Genomic DNA, 24489 nt, shown 5'->3' with positions numbered 1-24489 from the left:
CCAGCGGAGGACCTGTCTCGCCTCGCTACAGGGGCGAGACCTCCTCATAGCATCCAGCGCGCCTGAGTTGGCGAATGATGCCGTTAAACGCGGCCGTCACCCCTTGCGACCGGCCGATGTCGTTCGCTTGCGACGCAGCATCCCAGAACTGCTCCAGCGGCCAGCGCTCCGGGCAGTGGTGCAGCAGACACCGGAGTGCGAGGCGTATTTCCACACCGTCGACCCGCATCTCTCCCGAGCGCGCGACACCGGCGCGCAGGATGTGGACCGACAGGGCGATGACAACCCGCTGATGGCGTGGAAGCGATCCCATGCGTCAGCGGAAGTTGCGCGACTGCAGCCGCACCACCGCTTCGGGGTCCATGCCGTCCGCGTGCGGCGGCCAGTAGCAGCTCCGGGGAGAAGGACTCCAACCCTTGTCTCCGCGATCAGGCGAGCCGGCGTGACGAGCGCCGTCGCCCCGCCCCGTCCGGTGAGGGAAGGAGCGATCACCTACGCCTCGCAGCATATCGCCATAGTCGATGATCTTGGCGCAGATGACGTGGATCACCTCGCCTTCCTTCTGGACCTGCCCCTTCATTCCGATCATCGACGCGGACATGACGGTTCGCCGCTGGGCCTCGAAACGGTCGGGCCACAAGATGCCGTTAGCGATTCCAGTCTCGTCCTCGATCGTGATGAACAGCACACCCTTGGCCGAGCCGGGCTTCTGACGGACCAGGATGATGCCCGCGACCTCGACGTTACGGCCGTCGCGGATGCCGGCGAGATCGGCGCAGCGGGTCACGCCCCGCCGGCTGAGATCGTCGCGCAGGAAGGTCAGCGGGTGCGCGCGAAGCGATAGCTGCAGGGTGCGATAGTCTTCGACCACTTCGCGGCCATCTGTGAGCGGGCGCAGCGCGACGTCGGGCTCGATCCCCTCGGCGCTGATCGCCTGTGCCGAGCGATCGGCCGCCACGAACAGGGGCAGCGGAGCCTCGCCGAGCCCCCTCACCTTCCAAAGGCCCTGCCGGCGATCGGCGCCGAAGGCGTGAAAAGCATCGGCGTCCGCCAGCTTTTCGACTGCCGCGCGCTGCACGCCCGACCGGCGCCACACATCTTCGACGGACTCGAACCGGGCCGTCCCGCGGGCTCCGACGATCGCGGCGCCGTCGGCGTTCGACAGCCCGCGCACCTGGCGCAAGCCGAGCCGAACCGCGAGATAGCGTCCCCGGGTCGGCTCCAGCGTGCAGTCCCATCGACTGGCGTTGATGCAAGGCGGGCGGACCTCGACCCCATGATCGCGTGCGTCGCGAACGATCTGCGCGGGCGCATAGAAGCCCATTGGCTGCGCGTTCATCAGGGACGCGCAGAACACGTCGGGATGATGGTGCTTCATCCAGGCCGAGGCGTACGCGATCTTGGCGAACGAGGCGGCGTGGCTCTCGGGAAAGCCGTAGGAGCCGAAGCCCTCAAGCTGGCGGAAGGTGCGCTCGGCGAACTCGCGCGGGTAGCCGCGCTCGACCATGCCCTCGATCAGCTTCTCGCTGAAGTTGCTCACGCTGCCCGTGAACTTGAACGTCGCCATGGCGCGTCGCAGCTGGTCCGCCTCGGCCGCAGTGAAGCCTGCGCCGACGATCGCGACCTTCATCGCCTGCTCTTGGAAGAGCGGCACGCCGAGCGTCTTTTCGAGCACTGCACGCAGCTCGGGGCGGGGGTATTCCGGTTTCTCCAGCCCCTCGCGCCGGCGCAGGTAAGGGTGAACCATGTCGCCCTGGATCGGGCCGGGGCGAACGATCGCGACCTGGATCACGAGATCGTAGAAGCGCTGTGGCTTCATGCGCGGCAGCATCGACATCTGCGCCCGGCTCTCGATCTGAAATGTGCCGAGCGTATCGGCCTTCTGGATCATCCCGAACACAGCCGGGTCGTCGTCCTGCAGGTCGGCTAGACCGACGCGGACGCCCTTGGCTTCCTCCAACAGGTTGAAGGCTCGGTTCATGCAGCCGAGCATGCCAAGCCCCAAAATGTCCACCTTCATGAACTTGAGTGCGTCGATGTCGTCCTTGTCCCACTCGATGATTTGGCGGTCCGTCATGGCCGCTGGCTCGATCGGCACGAGGTCATCGAGGCGATCATGCGTGAGGACGAACCCACCCGGGTGCTGGCTCATGTGCCGGGGCACCCCGATCAGCTTGCGGGCGAGATCGAGTGTCAGGCGCAGCCGGCGATCGGCCATGTCGAGGTTCAGCTCCTCGACCTGCTTCTCGCCGACACCCTCGGCCGACCAGCCCCAGACCACGCCGGCGAGGCTGGACGTGAGGTCTTCGGGCAGCCCTAGCGCCTTGCCGACGTCGCGGACCGCGCCGCGCGCGCGGTAGCGCTGCACGACGGCGGTCAGCGCGGCGCGATCACGGCCGTAGGTCTCGTAGATCCACTGGATGATCTCCTCGCGGCGCTCGTGCTCGAAATCGACGTCGATATCCGGCGGCTCGCGGCGCTCGCCTGACACGAACCGCTCGAACAGCAGCTCGTGCTTGATCGGGTCGATCGAGGTGATTTCCAGCACGAAGCAGACGCAGGAGTTGGCGGCCGACCCCCTGCCCTGACACAGGATGCCGCGCCGGCGTGCTTCGCGAACGATCGAGTGGACGGTCAGGAAGTAGGGCGCGTAGCCAAGCTCGGCGATCAGTCGCAGCTCATGCGCGATCTGGGTCCGGTACGCGGTTGGCACCTCGCCATCGAACATGCGGTCGACGGCGTGCGTAGCGAGCTGCTCCAGCGCCTGTTGCGCGGTCAGGCCCTCGATCACGCGCTCATGCGGATACTGGTAGGCGAGTTCACCGAGGTCGAAGGTGCAGGCTCGCGCGATGTCGACGCTGGCGCGGAGCGCGTCGGGATAGGCCGAGAAGCGCCGCACCATCTCGGCGGGCGCCTTCAGCGCCCGATCGGCATTGACCTCCCGGCGGAGGCCAAGCTCGTCGACGGTGCATTTCTCGCGCACGGCCGTCACCACGTCCTGCAGGAGGCGCGCTTCCGGCGCATGGTAGAGGACATCGCCCGTCACCACGGCACGGATGCCGGCCGAGCCCGCCTGGCGCGCGAGCGCATCGATGCGGACCGCATCGTCCGGCCGGCGCCGCTGCGACAGCGCCATATAGCCGCGGCGACCATAGATGGCCTTCAGGTCGGTTAGCGCCGTGAGGTTCGCCTCATCAGGCTCGCCGGGCACCAGGATGGCGATGACGGCTTCCGACCAAGGCGCGAGATCATGCCAGTGGATCAGGCAACCGCCCTTTCCCGCCCTGCGCTTGCCGACGGTGAGCAGCCGGGTCAGCCGCGACCAGGCGGGCCTGTCCGTCGGGTAGAGGAGCAGCTGGCGACCGCAGCTGGTCTCGATGCGCGTGCCAGCGATCGAGCGCACGCCAGTCGCCTTCTGCGCCTCCCAGGCGCGCACGATGCCCGCGACGGTGCCGAGGTCGGTCACCCCGATCGCGGGATAGCCGAGCAGCGCCGCCGCCGCGAACAGCTCATCCGGGCTAGACGCGCCCCGCAGCAGCGAGAAATGGGTGAGCAGCTGCAGCTCGACATAGGGCACGTCCGTCATGCGAACACGCCGTGCATCCACCAGCTGAGGTCGCCGGTCTCGCTCTCGACGCCATCGCCGCGGCGGAACACCCAATAGCGGCCGCCCGCCTCGTCCTCGACACGGTAATAGTCGCGGACCGCCCACACCTCGGCATCGCGCCGCCACCATTCTCCGTGGATCCGTTCGGGGCCATCGCCGGCGACGATCCTGTGATGGCGTCCTCGCCACTCGAAACGGCGCGGGGGCTGGTCCGGCAGAAGCGCGATGACGCCGGACAGCGGCTCGGGTCGGCCGAGCAGGCGAACCGGCCGCTTCCAAGCTGGCCAGCTGCCGGGCGATGAAACCGGATTGCAGCGAACCACCGCTCGCTCGGGCACATGGCTCGGCACAGGCATTATCCGGTAAACGGAATTATCACCTATCCGGCCGGCGACGACGTCGACCAATCGGGCGGGGTCGCGCACCAGCGTCTCGCCGGCGAGCACGGCGCCAAGATCAGTCGCGTCGAGCTGCTCCGTATGCGGCGCGACCATCCGGAACTGCTCAAGGCCCATGCCGGGGTCGATGCGCTCGATGCGCAGCTTCAGCAGGCGCAGGAGGTGGGAGACCTCCCGCGTCGGTCGCGACGTTCCGATCCCGACGATCTGCTCGGTGCCGTCGACCCGAAGCCCGATCAGGCGAAGCGCGCGCACGCCGAGACGGCGGGCCTGCAGCACCCCGGCGAGATCATCGAGCATGTCGCTCATCACCTGTGCGATCGCCTCGGCGGTGCCGATCGGCTCCAGTAGCCGGCGCTCGACCGCTGGCGCCTCCACGTCCTCGACCCCGGTAATCGGCTCGAAGATGCTCCCCAGCGCCTGGTCGAGCCGCGTGATCGCCGGCAGACCGAGCCGGCGTGCCAAGGGAGCGCGGGCGACGGGCAGCAGGTCGGCGATCGTCTCGAAGCCGAACTTACGGGCAGCGGCGAGTGCGGTCGGCTCCAGCCGTAGCGCCGCGACCGGCAGCGAGGCGATAGCTTGGCCCGTCGCGCCGGTCGGCACGATCGAAAGGGCGGTTCGTCCGAAGCGCGCGAGTGCGTGCGCCCCGCCTGGCGTGTCGGCGATCGCGACCCGGGCCGTGAAGCCGACCCGTTGGCAGAAGGCGTGCAGGCGCCTGCAGAAGCGCTCCTCGCCGCCATGGAGATGGTCGCAGCCCCTCAGGTCCAGCCAAAGACCGTCGGTAGGTGTGACGGCCGCCACGGGCGACCAGCGCCGCACCGCAAACAGGGCGAGGCGGTCCAGCAGGGCGGCGTCGGCGGCCCGGTCCGCAGGCCGGAAATCCAGGTCAGACACCAGTGCGCGCGCATGCGTCGCCGCCATGCCGACATGGATGCCAAGCGCTGCGGCCGCTGCGCACGCGGCAACCACCTCTTCACGCCGGCCGACCTTGTCGATCAGCGCGATCGGCGGGGCGGCGATCGCCGGCGCCAGCGGCGCCGCCGGGGCGGCGCTGGTCCCGTTGTCGGCACGCGTCCGGAATGGATGCTCGACCGCCTCCGATCGCCGGCCGAGCTCACGCATGGGCGGCTGGGCGTGGACGGGCATCGAGGCAATCTGCTTCTCGACTTCGGCGCGCGTCGGCCGGTCCTGTCGTGCCCATCGCGCGCCTGGTCGCCAGCCGCCGCCACGCGGCACCGAGCAGGCGCCGGGATCATCGTCAATCGAAAGCTGGAGTGCGCGCGCATCAGGCCGCGGCGGCGCGTACTGTTCCTGCCGTCTCAGCCGCTCGATGGCCAAGTGCGGCAGGAACAGCGAGACGACCCGTCTCATCGCATCCCTCCACGATCAAGGTGAAGCCCTCGCCTCCACGCTGGCGGGCAAGCTCGACCGACCAGCGCGCCCTCCCCACTCCCGCGACACCCAGCCGCTCGGACGGTGCGCTGGCGATCCGCCAGCGCGTCCAGGCGGCGGACGGCTCGGAGAGTGGATCCTGGTCACGCTGGCGTCGGCGCCGGAGGAGCAGGACGGGGATGTCGGCGTTGGCGGCGACCAGCTGCAGGCGCCGGGTCGCGACCATCGACAGCTTGCCGACCTCACCGACGACGGCCGACGGCGTGCCGTCGCGCACGGCGTCCTCGATCACCGCGAGCAGCGCCGCATCCTCCCGCGCCTGCGCGTAGATGACGTCCGCAGCCGAAAGGCCGGCTTGGGCCAGACCGGGGGCGTAGAGATCCTGCCGCGTGGAGGCCCATAGGACCGGCCCGCCAAGGTGCAGCGCTTCCCGGGCGGCGATGCCGGCAAGGAACAGCGTTGTTGCAGCTTCGTCGACCAGACTGCAGGTGGCAGCCGTTGCTTCGTGGAGCGCGCCGGCTCGCAGCCCCCTGCCACTCAGCCGCGAATCGACCGGGTCGATCCCGAAGGGCGCGACTCGATAATCGCTGGACGTTGTCGCCAAAGAGCGAAGGTGCGTAAGCGAGGAAGGCGCGATAGAAGGGAGGGCAGGCATGATCGTCTAGACTCTACGTGTTCCCTCTATGTTCCGTTAATAGGGCAAGAGCGTCAAGCCGGTTGCGGCCAAGCGAGCGGAGACGAAGTGACAAGCCGCAGGACAGCTTTGCCACCGAAAGCCCCGGAGGCGCCCTCGCCTGACGGTCTACGTGACCTGCTGGCGCATCTTCTCGCCGGCGCTGTGGGTGGATCGGAGGCGAACTGGCGCGGCCTGATCGATGAGGTCGAAGCTCTGCTCATCGTTCTCCACCCGCGATTGAACTGGCGGATCGAGCCTTCGGGGGCCGCGGTCGAGCGCGGGGCGGTCGGAAAGGCGGAGCAACTGGTTCGTGAAGCCCATGCCTATGTAGCGAAACAAAGGCCCGACGAGGCGTGAACGAAGCAGCAATTTACGGCTTCCATTCGGGACCAGGCTGACTCATAGAATCACGATGCCAATCCGCGCTGAAGACCGCTGGCTTTACCCGATCGACTGGCAGCAGATTTCCGAGGCGATCCGCTTCGGCCGAGCCGGCGCCCGTTGCGAGCAGTGCAGCCGTCCTCACATGAGCTACGTCGCGCACCTGGGGGATGGCCGCTGGTGGGACGCCCCTGCCCGCTACTGGCGCAATCACCGTGGCCGACGTGTTGCGGCCAAGGGCTTCACCTTGGCGACCGTGCGAACGACGTACGTCGTGCTCGCCTGTGCCCATCTCAATCATGATCCTAGTGATAGCTCGCCGGGCAACCTTCGCGCGCTGTGCCAGCGATGCCACATCATCCACGACGCGGCCGAGCACCGTTGGCGAAGATGGTGGAACGTGTTCCGTCTATGCGCCCTACGCGATCTCTACGAGGATCCGCGTGACGCTCGCGACCGGCTGCGCCCGGTCTCAAGAGTCAAGATTGCGGGTCGCCATCTGGGCAGCTGCGAGATCGGCAAGCGACCCGAGACCTCCCATCATGTCAAACACCTTGACGACGACCTGGTCGCAAGCCTGTTCGATGATGAGCTGTATGGCATCGAGGCTCGTCTGCTCGAGGAGCATGGTTGTATCCTCGTTCGCCCAGGCTAGGATCCAATCTCCCTTCACGATCTCCCAGAGGACATCGCCGTTGCGCTGGTCGACATCGCGAGGAAGTGGAGCAATGCTCACCCGCAACAATGCGTAACAACCTTCCGCCTCTCAGGAAGCGTTGCCGTGACAAACATCTGCGGAAGCAAGAGTAGAGTACTATGAACGATCGGCAGGGCGACGTGGGCACATTCGATTACATCGTGATTGGCGCGGGCTCGGCCGGGTGCGTGCTGGCGAACCGGCTGTCGGCCTCGGGGCGACATCGGGTCCTGCTGCTCGAAGCGGGCGGCGGCGATCGGCATCCATGGGTTCACATCCCGATCGGCTACGTCCGACTGATTGACGACGCGAAGCGCAACTGGCGCTACCGCACCGAACCTCAGGTGGAGCTCGACGGGCGCCGGCTACCGCAGCCACGCGGCAAGCTCCTGGGCGGATCGAGTTCGATAAACGGACTGCTCTACGTGCGCGGGCAGCATCAGGATTTTGATGATTGGAGCCGCCTCGGAAATATTGGGTGGGGGTGGGAAGACGTGCTTCCATATTTTCGCCGCGCGGAGGATCAGGAGCGAGGTGCCGACCCCTGGCACGGAACAGGCGGCCCGCTGCCGGTCTCGGATGCTGCCGAGCCGAACGTGCTGTGTGACGCCTTCATTGCCGCAGTTGAGGACGCTGGCACGCCACCCAACTCCGACTTCAATGGCGCGCGGCAGGCGGGTGCCGGCTATTTTCAGACTAACACGCGGGCCGGACGGCGGGTCTCGTCGGCGCGCGCCTATCTCGTACCAGCCTTGCGGCGCGCGAACCTTTCGGTTGTCACTGGCGCGCACGTCGAGCGCGTTCTTTTGGCGGGCGGCACAGCCACCGGGGTCGAATGGCGGGGTGGCGGCCGTCGCTTCGCGGCCACGGCGGCGGGCGAGGTAATCCTGTCCGGGGGCGCCATCAACACGCCGCAACTGCTGCAGCTATCGGGGATTGGCCCTGCGGCTCTTCTTGGCGAGCATGGGATCGAGGTGGCGCGGGACCTGCCTGGCGTCGGTGGTGACCTCCAGGACCATCTTCAGGTACGCATGACGTTCCGCGCTCGCCGGCCGGTGACGATGAACGACGCGCTGCGGACCCTTCCAGGTCGTGTCAAAGCCGGCCTGCAATATGCGCTTTACCGGCGCGGGCCACTGATGGTGAGCGCGGGTACCGCCGGCGCCTTCCTCTCGACCGATCGCAGAAGCGACCGGCCCGATGTGCAGTTTCATTTCCTCACCTTCTCCACCGATGCGATGGGACAGGGGCTGCACGAATTCCCGGGCTTCATGATCTCGAGCTGCCAACTCCGGCCGGAGAGTAGGGGAACGGTCCGCATCGCCTCGCCCGACCCGGCGCAATCGCCGGCCATCGACCCTCGTTATCTCTCCTCACCGGTCGATCAGCAGGTGACGGTTGCAGGCCTGGAGCTGCTTCGCCGTGTTGTCGCTCAGCCGGCCATGGTGAGGGAGATCGCGGCTGAGGAGTCGCCCGGCGCGGGGGTAGCCGGGGAGGCGGCGCTGCTGGCCTATGCGCGCGCGAACGCCGGTTCGGTCTATCATCCGACCTCGACGGCGCGGATGGGGAGCGATCCGCTTGCCGTGGTCAATGCGTCGCTACGCGTCCATGGGATCGGGCGGTTGCGCATCGCCGACGCTTCGGTGATGCCGCTCATAGTGTCCGGCAACACGAATGCGGCCGTCGTGATGATCGGCGAGAAGGCGGCTGACTTAATCCTCGCGGACGCGCGCTAGATGCGCTCGAAAATTAGGCCGGTGTCTTGCCTGACGCCGATACACAGGAAGGCGAGCGCGTAGCGCCACTCGTTCGATGGAGCTGCTCGGCAGCGGTCAGCGTGAGCCGCGCGCCCGACATGCCCAGCGGATGGCCGAGCGCGATCGCCGCCGAAGTGTAAGCGTGTCGTCGAGCCGCGTGTTAAGCGGCTTGCGCGATCGGCTGATCTGCTGCGACGAACCAGTTCACGGCATGAGTTCGTTTCAACGGCTGGCAGGCCAGCTGTTGGCGACTTTGGCAATGACGACGGCGATGTAGCCTCCGGCTCGACGCGGTACGCCTTGGGTAGGTCTGGATGACGGTGTAGATCGCGGCGGTACGCTCGCCACCGGCGCTGGAGCCGTCGAACAGCCAATTGCGGCAACCACCGCAATACCGCGTAGCGCGCGTTCGGCGATGTTGCTGTCGATCTCCAGCCGCCCGTCCTCGAGGAAGCGGCACAGCGCCGGCCAGCGCTTCGTGCCATAGGCAATGGCCTTGACCATGTCGGACCTGGACGACAGGCGGCACACCGCGGCGGCGAGCACCTTGCGTAAGCCGTCGACCAACGGCCGACTTCGTGTCCGCCGGGCATGACGTCGCTCATCCGTTGGGCGAGCGCGCACCTCCGCCTCGACGGCCTAGAGGCGCCGATGCTTTAAGGTTGAGACCGCGAGTAAGTAAGAAACCATACCGTTCGTGTAATGCAGTCGTAAAGGGGGATTAGTCTTCTGGTGCGATTACAACCTTGAGCCCGTCTAGCGCCTCTGTAAAAGGTACCTGACAGGACAGGCGAGACTGGCGGGTCCGATGAGACGGGCTATCGAGAAGGTCGTCTTCGTCGGTGCTCATCGACGGTAGAGTGTCTAGCCGTTCGTCATCGATATAGACGTGACACGTGGCACACGAACAACAGCCGCCGCACAGCGCGAGCAGTTCGTCAGAGCCGCTCTTGCGAATTGCCTCCATGAGCGACATTCCGGTTGCACTGGCGACTTGGGTTGTCCGGCCCTCCCGCGTGGTTATGCTTAGCTGCGGCATCAGTATACCACCACAGAGCGGATGCTTTGCCCCGCATGCATCAACGCGAAGCCGCGGTTGATCTCATCAAGGCTGAGTATGTGAGTGATCATCGGGTCGATCTCGATCTTGCCGTTCATGTACCAGTCGACGATTTTGGGCACGTCGGTCCGGCCCTTGGCGCCGCCGAACGCGGTGCCGCGCCAGTTGCGACCGGTGACCAGCTGGAAGGGGCGGGTTCCGATCTCCTTGCCCGCTTCCGCGACTCCGATGACGATGCTGGTGCCCCAGCCGCGGTGGCACGCCTCTAGCGCGGTTCTCATCACCTCGGTGTTGCCGGTGCAATCGAAGCTGTAGTCCGCGCCGCCGTCGGTCAGCTCCAGCACTTTGGCGATCGTCTCCTCGCGCGAAAGGCCGCAGCTGTTGAGGAAGTCGGTCATGCCGAAGCGCCGGCCCCATTCCTCGCGGGTCGCGTTGATGTCCACGCCGATGATCTTCGCCGCACCAGCGAGCCGCGCGCCCTGGATGACGTTCAGCCCGATGCCACCGAGCCCAAAAACCACCACATTCTCACCAACCTGCACCTTGGCGGTGTTCACCACCGCTCCCACACCGGTGGTGACGCCGCAGCCGATGTAGCAGCTCGTCTTGAAGGGTGCGTCCTCGCGGATCTTTGCCACCGCAATCTCCGGCAGCACGGTGAAGTTCGAGAAGGTCGAGCATCCCATATAGTGGAAGATCGGCTGCCCCTTGTGGCTGAAGCGGGTCGTGCCGTCGGGCATGAGCCCCTTGCCCTGCGTCGCACGGATTGCGGTGCACAGGTTAGTCTTGCCGGACAGGCACGACTTACACTGCCGGCACTCGGGGGTGTAGAGCGGGATCACGTGATCGCCGGAGGCGACGGAGGTGACGCCGGCGCCGACCTCGCGCACAATGCCGGCGCCTTCATGGCCGAGCACGCTAGGGAACAGCCCCTCGCTGTCGAGGCCGTCGAGCGTATAGGCGTCGGTGTGGCAGATTCCGGTCGCCATGATCTCCACCAGCACCTCGCCGCGCTTCGGCCCCTCAAGGTCGAGTTCGACGATTTCCAGCGGCTGCTTTGCCGCAAACGCTACAGCGGCACGGGTTTTCATAATCGGCGCTCCTAAGCACGAGCCTAAATGCTATGACCAGCCTAATAAAGCGGACCGGCTAGATCTTTAAGTGGCAAGCTAGCGTTGGCTAATTGTGCCACCTCTATCCGCGCTCCGGCCAGTACAAGCGCTCGACCTTGTACATAGTCCTTCGTCTTATTGACACAGTCCAATGCAATAACCCGCCCCTCTTTGAGGTAAACAATGGAGAAGCTGCGGGTAGCTGTGTCGCCACGCACGACGACTTGGTCGTGCGCCGCTGATAATCCGACAGTCTGCAGCTTAAGGTCATATTGATTAGACCAGAACCACGGTACGGAATGGTAGGCTTCAGCAGCGCCGGTCAGAGCCTTGGCCACAACGGCTGCCTGATCATGAGCATTCTGCACTGATTCAAGCCGGATAGTCGCCCCTGCGGCGAAGTCATTGGCGTGAGCGGCGCAATCTCCAACGGCAAAGATGTCGGGCACAGAGGTGCGGCAAAACTCGTCGACGAGAACGCCGTTGCCGGCGGAGGCGCCCGCAGCAACAAGCGCGTCAACAGAAGGTGCGATACCGATGCCAACGATTACGATTTCACAAGTTACCACCTCGCCCGAAGCCAACCTTACGCCTGAGACGGCTCCATCGGCTTCCTCGATACATTCGACGACAGCGTTTAGCCGCAGATCGACTCCATGTGCACGATGTTCCCGTTCATAAAACCGCGACAAGGGCTCGCCAGCAACGCGAGCTAATACCCGATCCTGCGCCTCCAGTAGTACCACCACCTTTCCAAGCTTGGTCAGCACCGCGGCTGCCTCCAAGCCAATGTAGCCTCCACCGACGACCACGACACGACGACCATCGGCAAGTTCGTCCATCAGCCGGTCCACGTCGGTGCGGGTGCGCACTTCGTGAACGCCTCTTAGGTTGTGTCCAGAGCAGGTCAGACGCCGCGGCTGTCCGCCGGTAGCCCAGACAAGTGAGCCGTAGCCTAGCGATGTACCGCCTTCGAGGAGCACTTCATGGGCAGCCGGGTCTACCGAAGTCACCGCCGTCGCGAGAAGCAGATCAACGTTCCGCTCAGCGTAAAAACTCATCGGGCGGATCAGTATACGTTCGAAAGACTTCTCGCCTGACAGATAGTCCTTAGAGAGCGATGGCCGTTCGTACGGTGCATCCCCTTCGGCGCCAATGAGCCCTATAGAACCCTCAAAACCCCGCTGCCGCAGTGTTATTGCCGTTTGCGCTCCTGCATGCCCGGCACCCGCGATTAGGACGTCGTAATGCTCGATCATACATGTCCTGTAGTTGTTTGCCGACTCTCCCCACTGCGGAGCAACGCAGCATCGCATTGACCTGGTTGAACTTGCGGCGGCTAGGACTTACGCAAGCTGAGGCCGGCGCTACCTGCACGATGACCGATCGTACTGCGCTGACATACGCAGGCGACGAGGCCAGGTGGTTGAGATGCCGTCCCCACCAGCTATGATGATGACGTGCCATCAATGTCCAAGGCGGCATCCCTGACAGATCCGTCCACTCGACTGGAAGCGCAGACCGCAACCTTCCCGATCTCGCCCGACGCCCCGGCCGCGATGCCATTGGACCACGTGCGCAAAAGGTAATTGTTCGATGTCGATTCTCCCGTCGAACTCGGCCTGTCCACCCGCCGAGCGGTAGCGGCGTTCAGGGCCATCATCGGAGAACCGGAGCGGCCGGCTTGGCGCGCCTTACTGTCAAACCGAGGCGTCTCGTAGCGGCCGTTGCCGCTCCTCCTCGATAAGGCCGGCCACTCGGCGACGGGCCTCGATCGCTGCGCGGTCCGCCGACACGCTGAACTCAATCGCCTCGTTCTGATCGGCAGCCCGCTCAACGAGATCCCGCGTCGCCTCGACGACCGCAATATCTTCGCCGAACACGACATTCGCGCGAGCCCTTCGTTCTTCAAGATCGTAGGGCTCGCCATGATCCCGCGCCATCGCCCAATAGTAATGGGTCTTTCCTAGTGAAGCAGGGGTGGTAAGGTGGATGGTCCGCTGTGCAAAGTACTCGAGGCCGCCCGGCTCGGGCGCCGGATCGTGTAGGTCGACGGCCCCGAAATTGACGGCCGGCGACGCGTACATCCCCCATGAATCTCGATTAACGGGTTTACCGACGGCTTTGTTGGCGGGTCCGGCATATGGTGGCGCCAGCGGCGCCATCTCGAAAACTTGCCGGTAGATAACCGTCTTCTCGGTGGTCTCGACCTTGGGTGCCCGGTCCCAGTCGGTGATCCCCAACGAGCTGGCATGAAGAAAAGCGAAGTGGGTCAGGTCGAGCACGTTTTCCTTGAGCTGCATGTAATTGGCGCGCGCATGCTTATAGCCCCAGGCCACATGCCATTCGGGGCGCTCGAGGAAGTACAGGTCAGGAATCTCGGCGGGATCTGCTAGCTCCATCTCGCCGGTCCAGACCCAGACAAACCCATATCGCTCGTGGGTCGGATAAGCGCGGACACGGATCGCCGATGGCGTCTTTGCTTGCGTGGGCACGCTGTTGCACTGGCCGTTCGGCCCAAAGCGCATGCCGTGGTAGATACATACGACATCGTCGCCCTGAACGGTGCCCATTGAGAGAGGGGCCCAGCGGTGCGGGCAGCGATCATGCAGCGCCGCGACCTCGCCATTGGAGGAGCGATAGAAGACCAAAGGATTCCCCAAGATCCACCGTACGGTCGGGGACGGGGTAACCTCGCTTGAATGGGCGGCGACCCACCAGCAGTTATTCGGCCAGTTTCGTTGACGCTCCGCAGCGTCTGATCCCTCGTAAGGATCCGGTCGCAGCAAGGTCGGATCGTCCATTGTTCCTCTCCATCCGACGTCATTCTGTCGCCGGCGGGCGTCGGAGCCGTCCAGCCAAGCGCATTATGGCATCAAGGATGCCCGTCACGCACGCTATCCTAGCGATATTAGCACCGGCGCTAATTGTCAACTGGACAGCTTGGCGCTGACCGAGATCAGAGACGTCTTTCGGCGGCCGTGCCTGGACATCGCTGCATCGTGACGACCGCCCGTTTCTGAGTTCCGCGTTCCGCGCTCGGTTCGCGGGAGGGTTGGACGTTTTGCCCTCTATCGCCGCATGGTCGAAGGTTTGTTTACATCGATCGCGCCTCGAGCGGGGGACTTCATCTATCCCCGCCGGCCCGAACCGTGGTGTGTCTACCCCGCAGCAGCAAGAGATCCTGTAGCTCGTCGGGGGCCGCGACCAGCCATCGTTGACAATTCGCGGTCGCGCTAATATCCATGATCTTGGCAGCGCAAATCCGAGAGGGAGAGGACGACGCGGACCATCGCTATGCAAGCGGCGGATTCCTGCACGGAGCCGCTAGATGGCTCGCCATCATGATGGCCCGTGTGATTCATGGGCAACGCGCTCGAGCAAACGGCGCACTCGGCGGAGCGGAGGCGACTCCTCTCCTCGTCGATCGGGCAGCCGATCAGACCCGGCGCTCGAAGTCGTCGTGTCCGGCCTATCGCGGGGCTGCCAAGTCGCGGCGTTGGTGGGACGCGAAGGCTAATCAGGAGTCGGCACCAGCCTCTGCCGCGCACGATCGCACGTCAGGTCAGCCGATGCTCCGTCCCGTTCGAAGCGGCACCTGTGACACTGACGACATTTTGCCTCCTCCCCTGGGGGTAAGTAGCGGATTGAACCCCCGGATTGGAGACGACGATAATGATCGAAACAGGCGCCGCCCGCAGCATCTCGCTTGCCGGAAAGGTTGCGATCGTCACCGGCGCGGCTGGGGGCATCGGGGCGACAACTGTACGCTTGCTGGTGTCGCGCGGCGCCAGCGTTCTAGCGGCCGATCTGGACCTGCATCGTTGCAGCATGCTTCAGAACGAACATGTCTTTCCCTGGGAGGTGGACCTTAGTTCGGAGCGTTCGGTCGAGGCGATGGTCGATCAAGCCGTCGCACGTTTCGGCCGGCTGGATATCCTGCACAACAATGCTGCAGATCAGTCCGCGGTACAGTCCGCAGGCGATGGCGATATCACTTCGATCACGGGTGATATCTGGGACCGCGCTTTCGCCGTGAACCTTCGTGGTGCGATGTTTGCCTGCCGTGCGGCGATCCCGCACATGCTCCAAAGCGGAGGGGGAGCGATCGTCAACATGGCCTCCAATCGCGGGATGCAAGGCGGACTGCGCGGTGTCGCCTATAGCGCATCCAAAGCCGCCCTGCTCCAACTCACGCGATCCATCGCCGCCAGTCACGGCCATCTCGGAATTCGTGCGAACGCCGTATCCCCAGGCCTCGTCCTGACTCCAGGTGTGGCCGAAAAGGTGCCCGAGGCCGTTCGCACCATCGTCGCGGCTGAAACCCTGGCGCCCGCGCTCGGCACTCCCGACGACATAGCTGAGGTGATTGCCTTCCTGGCATCCGATGCCGCACGATACATGAACGGCACGAACATCGTGGTTGATGGGGGCACTGCATCGCACACCCCTGGCCTTGCCGCGATGCGCGCACTCACCTTGAACGAACAAACCTGAGATCCAGGGCTGCATCTGCCAATGAGATATCGGCCGTGCTGATCATCGAACTTCAGCGGACGCTGCCCGCGCTACGACCCCGAACGCTATCGAGGAATTGATAATGGCGATCAGATCCACTTCCCAGATGAGCGATCCGGCCGAGCTGACGCGGCACCGAGCGCTTCTCGGCTGGGTTGAGGAGATCGCGGCGCTTACCCGCCCCAATGCGATACACTGGTGCTCCGGGTCTGATGCGGAGTGGAGCGCGTTAACCGGGGAACTCGTGGATGCCGGAACGCTGGTAAAGCTCGATCCGGCCAAACGCTCCAACAGTTTCTACGCGCGCTCCGACCCGCGCGATGTTGCCCGCGTCGAGAGCCGCACCTTTATCTGCTCCGCCAGCGAGAAGGATGCAGGCCCGACTAACAACTGGCGCGACCCGGCCGAAACGCGCGCCGCGATGGACGAGCTGTTCGATGGCTGCATGGCCGGCCGCACCATGTACGTGGTGCCATATTGCATGGGGCCGCTCGGCTCCGACAAGAGCGCCATCGGTGTGGAGATCACCGACAGTGCCTATGTGGTGCTGTCCATGCGGCTGATGACGCGCATGGGCACGCCCGCGCTGGCCATGCTGGGCGATGACGGCTTCTTCGTACGCTGCGTCCACTCTGTGGGGATGCCGCTCGGCGACGAGCAGCAGGACGTTCCTTGGCCTTGCAACGAGGAGAAGTGGATCGTCCACTATCCCGAAACGCGCGAGATCTGGTCTTATGGCTCCGGCTATGGCGGCAACGCGCTGCTCGGCAAGAAGTGCTTTGCGCTACGCATCGCCTCGGTAATGGCGCGCGACGAGGGCTGGCTCGCCGAGCACATGCTGATCCTCAAGCTCACCAGCCCGGAAGACCGCGTCCACTTCATCGCCGCCGCCTTCCCCAGCGCGTGTGGCAAGACCAACATGGCGATGCTGGAGCCGACCATTCCGGGCTGGAAGGCGGAGACGATCGGCGACGACATCGCCTGGATGCGCTTCGGCAAGGACGGGAGACTTTACGCGGTGAATCCGGAAGCCGGCTTCTTCGGCGTCGCGCCTGGGACTGGCCCGACCACCAACCGCAATGCAGTGGCAACGCTGCAAGCCAACGCGATCTACACCAACACGGCGCTTACCACCGATGGCGATGTGTGGTGGGAAGGCCTGAGCGAGACGCCGCCCGCGAATCTCCTCGACTGGCAGGGCAATCCCTACGAAGCCACGAGCGGCAAGCCGGCGGCGCATCCCAATGCCCGCTTCACCGTTCCGGCCGAGCAATGCCCGTCGATCGCGCCCGAGTGGGACTCGCCCGATGGCGTGCCGATCTCGGCCTTGCTCTTCGGCGGCCGCCGCGCAAGCGCAGTGCCGCTGGTGACCGAAGCGTATAGCTGGACGCATGGCGTGTACCTCGCCGCCAACATCGCATCCGAAGGCACCGCCGCCGCGGAAGGTAGGATCGGTGCGCTACGTCGCGACCCATTCGCCATGTTGCCTTTTTGCGGCTACGATATTGGCAGCTATATCGAACATTGGCTCCGGCTTGGCGCGGCCGCAGACAGCGACGCGGCTCAACTGCCGCGCATCTACATGGTAAACTGGTTCCGTAAGGGAAGCGATGGGCGCTTCCTGTGGCCTGGCTTCGGGGACAATGCGCGGGTTCTGAAGTGGATTGTGGAACGGTGCGAAGGCACGGCTGACGCCACCGACATGCCGATCGGCCGTTTGCCAGCGGCCGGAGCGTTGGATTTGGTCGGGCTTGATTTGGACGAGCACGCCTCGGGCCGGCTGCTTGCGGTGGATCCAGACGAGTGGCGCGAAGAAGCGCGCGGCAATGCGCAGAACTTGGCGGCCCTCGGGATTGCAGCACCTGCTCTTCTTGCTGAACAGCGCCGACTTGAAGAGCGGCTCAACGCCGCGGCTGCCTGATCGATCCTGATGTCTATTCGATACATCTGCGTGGCTCAGCGACAGACATGACGGCTCGTCGCACCATGCGTTCGCCGTCAATGCGGTCTACCGACGATCACCGAAGCATCAAAATCGGGAGCGGCTTGCGTACGTTGATCAGACGTCGGGCAGCCCACTGACATGGCTCACCTCTACACCGCCCCCCAAATCACTCGGCGGCATAGAGAACGACTTAAGGTGCCGGGGCGGCACGACTAACAAGATCTACTCACTCATCGACCGCATACGTCAGCAATGCTCTGAGTAGCGCTTCTATAGAAAGAACGAGGGCTCAATGTCTGACGTGGATCAAAGGCAGTTCGAAGAACGCGAAGCGCTTCTTTACCATTCAGAGGGCCGCCCTGGTAAACTGGAGGTAATCGCATCGAAGCCGATGGCCACACAACGTGACCTTTCGCTTGCTTACTCACCCGGCGTTGCCGCACCGGTTAAAGCCATCGCCGCGGACCCGGCTGCTGCCTACGACTACACGGCAAAAGGAAACCTGGTCGCCGTTATCTCGAACGGAACTGCCATTCTCGGGCTTGGCAATCTAGGCGCTCTTGCCTCGAAGCCCGTAATGGAGGGGAAAGCGGTCTTGTTCAAGCGCTTCGCCGATATCGACTCAATCGACATCGAGTTAGCAACGGAAGAGATAGACCAGTTCGTCGCCGCGGTCGGGCTTATGGAGCCGAGCTTTGGCGGCATCAACCTTGAGGATATTAAGGCGCCCGAGTGCTTCGTGATCGAACAGGCTCTGCGTGAACGCATGAACATTCCTGTGTTTCATGACGATCAGCACGGCACGGCGATCATTTCGGCCGCAGGTCTGATCAACGCCGCATTTCTCACGGGTCGAAACCTAAGCGACTTGAAGATCGTCGTGAATGGCGCCGGTGCCGCGTCCATTTCCTGCACGGAACTGGTCAAAGCACTCGGCGTCCGCTCGGACAACGTTACCCTCTGCGACTCTAAAGGTGTGATCTACCAGGGCCGCACTGAAGGGATGAACCAATGGAAATCTGCCCACGCCGTCGATACCGACGCTCGAACCCTTGCAGAAGCGCTACACGGGGCCGACGTGTTCCTTGGTCTGTCGGTCGCAGGAGCACTGACCCAAGACATGGTGAAAACCATGGCGGCCCAGCCGATCATCTTCGCGATGGCGAACCCCGACCCGGAAATCACGCCTCATGCAGCACGTGCGGTCGCCCCAGACGCGATCGTGGCTACCGGTCGATCCGACTATGCCAATCAGGTGAACAATGTCCTGGGGTTCCCGTTCATCTTCCGTGGTGCGCTAGATGTCCGAGCTACTACAATCAACGAACCAATGAAAATCGCAGCGGCCCAAGCGCTCGCCGAGCTTGCGCGTAGCAAGGTCCCGAAGGAGGTTGCGGATGCATACGGCGTCTCGCACCAATTTGGCCCCGATTACATCATCCCCGCACCGTTCGACCCACGCCTGATCGAAGTAGTTCCGGCGGCCGTCGCCGTTGCAGCCATGGCATCGGGCGTTGCGCGTAAGCCGATCGCAGACATGACTGCGTATCGTCGCCAACTAAGGGAACGCATGAATAGAACTGTGACAGTTCTTTCGTCAGTCTACGATACTGCGCGTGAGACGCCCAAACGGGTGATCTTTGCGGGAGCGGAAGACGTATCGGTGCTTCGCGCGGCAGTGGCCTTTTGTGAAGGCGGGTATGGCACGCCGGTGCTGGTTGGCCGCTCAAACGTGGTAGTAGAGCATCTGCGGTCTCTCGGGATAGTCGACACTACAGGACTAGAGATACACGACAGAGAGAACTCGCCGTTGATGGGGGAGATGAGGGAATACCAGCACGCACGCGCGCAAACTCGAGCCTGGCTCCAAGACGATAACGGAGCCTCGGTCGCTCAGGACAGCAACATCTTTGCAGCTTTGCTGCTTGCTTTAGGCAAAGGCGATGGGATTGTTTTCGGTCCCACTACCGACACCGATTCAATTTTGGGCCAAATACGTGATGTACTCGACTCCGCAGGAGACAAGGAACCGTTCGGGGTACACATGATTATCCATGGCACCCGCACAACTTTCCTCGCTGACACGCTGGTGTCGGCGAAACCGGACGCCGAAAGGCTGGCCACCATCGCCGAGCAGGCCGCAACCTTTGCCCGGCAAATGGGACATGAACCTCGGGCTGCTTTCCTCTCTCAATCGATGACGGGCAGCATGGCGGATCGACAGCTCGCGACGATCCGCGGTGCAGTCAGCCTGCTTCGAATGCGTCACGCCGATTTCGAGTTCGAAGGAGAGCTGACCTTGAACGCTGCACTTAATCCGAGTTCCTCAAGAGGCAAAGAAGTCACCGGGCTGACTGAGCCCGCCAATATCTTGGTGATCCCTGATCTGCACTCGGCGCAATTGGCGGCGGAGCTGTACCGAGAATTCAACCCCGAGACAGTTTTCGGGCCGATGCTGATCGGCATGCAGAAGCCAGTCCAGATCGCCACAGCGGCGACCACTACGTCAGAGCTGCTGACGCTGGCCATCTTGGCAGGGTCGACCATCGAGACCTGACATCGCGAGTGCTTGTGCTTTAGGTTCCGCGAACATCGAGTGGTGGTTAGCCAAAGGCTTCAAAAGTTCATCAGTTTGCGTTTCCGCACCCATTGGCTCTTTCGGTGCCTGGCGTTGCTTCGCGATTCGCGGGCCTGACGGCGAGACCGCCGAGAACTAGCTCACACACGAAGTTCGTGTAGGTCTCTCGGAGCTGTTGTTTGCTCTCCGTTCGCCCGTAGGCCAGTTCAAGCTGGCGTCTCACGGCAGGGAGGAATTCAGCCATGCCGATTACGGCTGCGTAGAGCATCGAAGGATCAACCTCTCGGAAACTGCCGTCCTCGACGCCCTCAGCGAGAATTTCGCTATACGCACTGGTCCCAGACCTGGTCGCCTGCGCGATCAGCGCCTGAGCGAGCGGATCCTTGGATCCGGCGATTTCAGACACCATCAGCTGGTGAAAGTTCGGAAAGCTGTCGTTCAGCTCTATGATGGCGGCAATGCGCGCCAGCAGGCGGTCCCTGGGGCTACCGTTGCTTGTTCCAGCTGCCTTCTCCACGCGCGCAGCAACCTTGCTCATCATGCGCTCCGCGACGGCCACCAGAAGCCCTGCGCGGGTGCCAAAATAATAGCGCATCAGGGAGGGATGGACGCTTGTCGCCCTTGCCACTGCCATTGGCGTTATGTCTTTAGGCTCGATGGTTCTCAGCAGCTTGATCGTGGTGTCAATCAGGGCGTCACGGCCGACGGCCTGGCCGTTTCCTGCACTTTCGCCCCGCGGGCGTCCGCGATTGCGCGCGCCCACGCGTTCGCTTGATGCGTCATCTGAGGCCGCCTTGTCCATCTTGCCGGACCCTTACGCGGTCCTCGCGCTCCTGCAACGACTATCCAGCTCTACGGACCTGTCGGCCTCTGCCGAAACGCGCCGTGTCGCCGGACAGCATCAAGGCGCAACACGCGTACAAGCATTGCTATTCAGGGTCCGCCCCGATCCAGCTCAGAGGTCAGTCCGCTGTCCAGCCGCCGTCAATCACGATGCTGGTCCCCGTGACCAGAGCAGACGCATCGGATGCCAGGAACAACGCCGCTCCCATCAGGTCCTCGACTTGTCCGATTCGGCCTAGCTTGATTTTAGCAAGGACGTTGGCCTTGAATGCCTGATCAGCGAAGAACGGCGCTGTCATGGGCGTTTCGACAAAGGTTGGTGCGATCGTATTGGATCGGATGCCGTGCGCCGCCAGATCGAGCGCGAACGCCTTGTTCATCCCCTCCAACGCCCATTTCGACGCGCAGTAGAGCGACCGGCTCGGCCCGCCGACGTGCCCCATCTGGGAGCCGATATGGATCAGGCTTCCTACCTTGCGCTCGGTCATCATGCGCCGCACACATGCTTGTGCGACAAAGAAGGCGGAGCGGACGTTGAGGTCGAGAACAGCGTCGTAGTCGGCCTCGTCCACCTCCCACATGGGCTTCGGACGATTGGTGCCGGCGTTGTTGATCAGAACGTCGAACGGCGGTCGATCGGAAAAGAACGCAGCAACCGCGTAGATATCCGACACATCGAGCACTTCCGCCTCTGCCGCCCCGCCCGCCGCCTTTATGGCCTGTGCTCCGGCCTCGATCTCCGCCGCGGTCCGGGCGACGAGTGTAACGGCGGCACCGGCGTCGGCCAACCCGGCAGCCAAAGCCAGACCGATGCCGCGCCCTGCCCCTGTCACGATGGCGCGGCGGCCATCGAGCCGGAAGCTGGGCGTTTTCGGGAGTGGTTCAGGCATCGACGCGAGTACGCTCCGACGCTTCCGCCACACCAGCATAGGGCACGTTGCGCCCGCCGAATCGCCGAACGCGGACGTTGGCCTGCTCGCCGTGTCCGGCAAAGCCCTCCAGAGCGCACAGGCGAGAACAGTATTCACCGATCAGCGCCGATGCCTCGTCAGTCAGCACCTTCTGGTACGTACAGGTTTTGATGAACTTGCCGACCCAGAGCCCACCAGTATACCGCGCCGCCTTTTTGGTGGGCAGCGTGTGATTGGTGCCGATCACCTTGTCACCATAAGCCACGTTGGTGCGCTTACCCAGGAACAGCGCACCATAGTTGGTCATGTTCTTGAGAAAATAATCGGGATCAGCGGTCATCACCTGGACGTGCTCGGACGCGATTTCGTCAGCGACGCGAACCATCTCCTCATCACTGTCTGCAACAATAATTTCTCCAAACGCATCCCAGCTCTTTCTCGCGATCTCGCGGGTCGGCAGGATTTGGAGCAGGCGTTCGATCTCCGCCAGCGTCTCGCGCGCAAGCTTCTCCGACGTGGTAAGCATTACTGCGGGGCTGTCGGGCCCATGTTCCGCTTGGCCGAGCAGGTCGGTTGCAACCAACTCGGCATCGCTGCCGACCTCGTCGCAGATCACCAGCGTCTCAGTCGGGCCGGCGAAGAGGTCGATCCCCACCCTGCCGAAAAGCTGGCGCTTGGCTTCTGCGACAAAGGCATTTCCCGGTCCAACGAGAATGTCCACCGGCGCAATCGACTTGGTGCCGAGCCCCATTGCGGCCACAGCCTGGATGCCGCCGAGGCAATAGATCTCGTCCGCCCCCGCCATCGCCTGCGCTGCGACGATGGCGGGGGCGGGCTTGCCTTGGAAGGGGGGAGCACAGGTAATCACCCGCGGAACGCCCGCCACCTTCGCGGTAATCACGCTCATGTGAGCCGACGCGAGCAGGGGGTACTTGCCGCCAGGAACGTAACATCCCGCCGCGTTGAGGGGAATGTTCTTGTGGCCTAGGATAACCCCGGGCAACGTTTCGACCTCGACGTCCTTCATGCTGTCTCGCTGGATTTTAGCGAAATTGCGCACCTGGGTCTGCGCGAACTCGATATCCTTGATGTCCTGCGCGCTCAGCGTGTCGATGCAGGCCTGGATCTCGCTGCTGGTCAGTCGGTAACTGTCGCGATCCCACTGGTCGAACTTGATCGACAGCTCTCGCACTGCGTCGTCGCCACGCACCTCGATGTCCGCGAGGATGCCCTCCACGGTGTCACGGACCTGACGATCCCGGTCCGCTTTTGCTTCGGCGGTCGCACCGCGCTTCACATATATTGCCATGAACAGGTTCCCAATCAGAGCAGTGCGCGCCGCACCGCGATGCGTTCGTGCATTGCAGCGGTTTTACCGAGTGCTGTCGGCCGGTTGGTCGGCCTTGCCGTAATGACGGAACTCCTCGAGCGAGGTTTCGTCGGGATCGAGCTTCACGTCGTAGGTGATGCCCTTGCTGCCGAAGAAGCCGGGAGAGCTCGATCCCCACATCGTTGCGCCGAAGGCCATCTCCCAAACTCGCGGAACCCATCCGTCATCAAGATAGTCAGAATCCGCGTGGTATTCGGCATCCCCGCCAGCTGGGCAGGGGAAGTAGTAGTAGAGAGCCGACGAAATGCGGTGGCGATTGAGCGCGGCAGCATAGGGGCGCACGTTCGACCACCCCTTGTCCTGCATGTAGTTGGCGCCGACCATGATCTCGTCGAGGTCCTCGACGCCGAACGCGATGTGGGCATAACCACGCTTGTTGCGCGTACCAGGATGCTGCGTCGTCAGCCAGAACAGGGTGTGGTGCTCGTAGGTGCCATCGGGGCGGGCGAAGATGCCGTTCGCTTTGGAATGGTCGCTCATGCGGAAGCCGAGCCGATCCCTGTAGAACTCGTAGGCCGCCACATAATCGTCCGAGAAATAGACGATGTGGTTGATCGTTTTGGGACACGCCCGCAGACGCCATTTGCGTTGCTGGTTCAGCCTCACGATGGCATCCGGTGCGTTCACCGCATCTGGCCGGCAAAGCACCGGACGTTTGTTCCACACGCGCAACCCGAAGCAATTACCGTCGGGATCCAAGAAGTGCGCAGTCCCGTCAGCATCGCGCCGCACCTCGCGATCCGCGGCCACTTTGAGAACCAGCTGCTCGAGGTTCTCCCGGGTATCGACGCCCAAGATACATTCGCGAACGCCGGAGCCCGGGAAATGCGCTGGGGCAAGAGTGGGATCGTCGATCGCACGCATGATGAGGCGCGATCCGCTCTCGACCTCCCAGATACTTCCGTCGTCCGCGTCATCGATACGCGTCAGACCGTAGTCATTCCAGAAACGATTACAGAGATCGAGATCCTCGACACCGTAGATAACGCTCTCGATACCCAGGATTGCCATTGCCATCTCCTCAGCGGCCGCGTTGCGGGGCTTGTGCCCGCGCCAACAATGAATGAATTAACCCCGCGCCCGCGACAAGCGAGAAATTGTTGTCCGTGCGAATTACCTTGGTGCGATGGAGACTCGGCTCTCCAACGCTCGACGAGCCGGCAGAGAAACGGCGGCTCCGGCGACGGGAGCCGCGAACCAACACCGCACAAACGTTGCTCCGAA

19 protein-coding genes and 1 pseudogene are annotated in these 24489 nt (G+C 63.6%); 5 read left to right on the top strand and 15 right to left on the bottom strand.

The window, feature by feature from the left end:
- Positions 1 to 25: 25 nt before the first annotated feature.
- The 5 genes from OXQ95_RS10210 to OXQ95_RS10190 form a co-directional block, all read right to left on the bottom strand.
- Positions 26 to 313, bottom strand: a complete 288-nt coding sequence (locus tag OXQ95_RS10210; protein WP_267381450.1) for a hypothetical protein — start codon at positions 311 to 313, stop codon at positions 26 to 28.
- 3 nt (positions 314 to 316) lie between these two features.
- The gene (locus OXQ95_RS10205; protein WP_267381449.1) at positions 317 to 3586 is read right to left on the bottom strand and encodes an error-prone DNA polymerase; all 3270 of its coding nucleotides are present in this window, start codon (positions 3584 to 3586) and stop codon (positions 317 to 319) included.
- Complete coding sequence (locus OXQ95_RS10200; protein ID WP_267381448.1) at positions 3583 to 5376, bottom strand: DNA polymerase Y family protein; 1794 nt, start codon at positions 5374 to 5376, stop codon at positions 3583 to 3585. The genes OXQ95_RS10205 and OXQ95_RS10200 overlap by 4 nt, the downstream gene beginning before the upstream one ends.
- Positions 5291 to 6052, bottom strand: coding sequence for a protein ImuA (locus tag OXQ95_RS10195; protein WP_267381447.1), 762 nt, complete (start codon positions 6050 to 6052; stop codon positions 5291 to 5293). The genes OXQ95_RS10200 and OXQ95_RS10195 overlap by 86 nt, the downstream gene beginning before the upstream one ends.
- A 147-nt stretch (positions 6053 to 6199) precedes the next feature.
- On the bottom strand, positions 6200 to 6442 hold the full coding sequence (locus OXQ95_RS10190) for a hypothetical protein (RefSeq protein WP_267381446.1): 243 nt from the start codon (positions 6440 to 6442) through the stop codon (positions 6200 to 6202).
- A 43-nt stretch (positions 6443 to 6485) separates the two neighbouring features.
- Here OXQ95_RS10190 and OXQ95_RS10185 point away from each other — a divergent pair, with 43 nt between their 5' ends.
- Both OXQ95_RS10185 and OXQ95_RS10180 read left to right on the top strand, forming a co-directional pair.
- Positions 6486 to 7109, top strand: coding sequence for a hypothetical protein (locus OXQ95_RS10185; RefSeq protein ID WP_267381445.1), 624 nt, complete (start codon positions 6486 to 6488; stop codon positions 7107 to 7109).
- 161 nt (positions 7110 to 7270) lie between these two features.
- Entirely contained in the window at positions 7271 to 8887 is a 1617-nt protein-coding gene (locus OXQ95_RS10180; RefSeq protein ID WP_267381444.1) for a GMC family oxidoreductase N-terminal domain-containing protein, read from the top strand.
- Here the strand turns inward: OXQ95_RS10180 and OXQ95_RS10175 are convergent.
- The 6 genes and pseudogenes from OXQ95_RS10175 to OXQ95_RS10150 form a co-directional block, all read right to left on the bottom strand.
- Positions 8884 to 9035, bottom strand: a pseudogene (locus OXQ95_RS10175) (acetyl-CoA C-acyltransferase); the annotation flags it as partial. The gene OXQ95_RS10180 and the pseudogene OXQ95_RS10175 sit on opposite strands and share 4 nt — an antisense overlap.
- A 95-nt stretch (positions 9036 to 9130) precedes the next feature.
- On the bottom strand, positions 9131 to 9532 hold the full coding sequence (locus tag OXQ95_RS10170) for a transposase (protein ID WP_267381443.1): 402 nt from the start codon (positions 9530 to 9532) through the stop codon (positions 9131 to 9133).
- Between the two features lie 97 nt (positions 9533 to 9629).
- Positions 9630 to 9947, bottom strand: coding sequence for a 2Fe-2S iron-sulfur cluster-binding protein (locus OXQ95_RS10165; protein ID WP_267381442.1), 318 nt, complete (start codon positions 9945 to 9947; stop codon positions 9630 to 9632).
- On the bottom strand, positions 9947 to 11059 hold the full coding sequence (locus OXQ95_RS10160; protein WP_267381441.1) for an S-(hydroxymethyl)glutathione dehydrogenase/class III alcohol dehydrogenase: 1113 nt from the start codon (positions 11057 to 11059) through the stop codon (positions 9947 to 9949). The genes OXQ95_RS10165 and OXQ95_RS10160 overlap by 1 nt, the downstream gene beginning before the upstream one ends.
- A 41-nt stretch (positions 11060 to 11100) precedes the next feature.
- Positions 11101 to 12339, bottom strand: a complete 1239-nt coding sequence (locus tag OXQ95_RS10155) for an FAD-dependent oxidoreductase (protein ID WP_267381440.1) — start codon at positions 12337 to 12339, stop codon at positions 11101 to 11103.
- A gap of 441 nt (positions 12340 to 12780) precedes the next feature.
- Positions 12781 to 13884, bottom strand: coding sequence for an aromatic ring-hydroxylating dioxygenase subunit alpha (locus tag OXQ95_RS10150; protein ID WP_267381439.1), 1104 nt, complete (start codon positions 13882 to 13884; stop codon positions 12781 to 12783).
- 871 nt (positions 13885 to 14755) lie between these two features.
- Between OXQ95_RS10150 and OXQ95_RS10145 the strand changes: the two genes are divergently transcribed.
- The 3 genes from OXQ95_RS10145 (at position 14756) to OXQ95_RS10135 (ending at position 20100) form a co-directional block, all read left to right on the top strand.
- Positions 14756 to 15577, top strand: coding sequence for an SDR family oxidoreductase (locus tag OXQ95_RS10145; RefSeq protein WP_267381438.1), 822 nt, complete (start codon positions 14756 to 14758; stop codon positions 15575 to 15577).
- A gap of 103 nt (positions 15578 to 15680) precedes the next feature.
- Positions 15681 to 17519, top strand: a complete 1839-nt coding sequence (locus OXQ95_RS10140) for a phosphoenolpyruvate carboxykinase (GTP) (RefSeq protein ID WP_267381437.1) — start codon at positions 15681 to 15683, stop codon at positions 17517 to 17519.
- 316 nt (positions 17520 to 17835) lie between these two features.
- Positions 17836 to 20100, top strand: a complete 2265-nt coding sequence (locus OXQ95_RS10135; RefSeq protein WP_267381436.1) for an NADP-dependent malic enzyme — start codon at positions 17836 to 17838, stop codon at positions 20098 to 20100.
- Between the two features lie 70 nt (positions 20101 to 20170).
- On the opposite strand, the gene OXQ95_RS10130 is transcribed toward OXQ95_RS10135, so the two are convergent.
- From OXQ95_RS10130 to OXQ95_RS10115, 4 genes are all read right to left on the bottom strand, one after another.
- A complete protein-coding gene (locus OXQ95_RS10130) occupies positions 20171 to 20923 on the bottom strand; it encodes a hypothetical protein (protein WP_267381435.1) in 753 nt (250 codons plus the stop codon).
- Between the two features lie 160 nt (positions 20924 to 21083).
- On the bottom strand, positions 21084 to 21854 hold the full coding sequence (locus tag OXQ95_RS10125) for an SDR family oxidoreductase (RefSeq protein WP_267381434.1): 771 nt from the start codon (positions 21852 to 21854) through the stop codon (positions 21084 to 21086).
- Positions 21847 to 23184 carry a histidinol dehydrogenase gene (hisD, locus tag OXQ95_RS10120; RefSeq protein WP_276589028.1) on the bottom strand — a complete coding sequence of 446 codons (1338 nt, stop codon included), beginning with the start codon at positions 23182 to 23184 and terminating at the stop codon, positions 21847 to 21849. Before hisD ends, OXQ95_RS10125 begins: the two co-directional genes overlap by 8 nt.
- Positions 23185 to 23247: 63 nt before the next feature.
- On the bottom strand, positions 23248 to 24276 hold the full coding sequence (locus OXQ95_RS10115; protein WP_267381432.1) for a VOC family protein: 1029 nt from the start codon (positions 24274 to 24276) through the stop codon (positions 23248 to 23250).
- Between the last annotated feature and the right edge of the window lie 213 nt (positions 24277 to 24489).

This window comes from Sphingomonas sp. GC_Shp_6 (assembly GCF_026540835.1).
GTDB lineage: Bacteria > Pseudomonadota > Alphaproteobacteria > Sphingomonadales > Sphingomonadaceae > Sphingomonas.
Note: the sequence above shows the minus strand (reverse complement) of the source record. Positions and strands in the feature narration are given on the sequence as shown.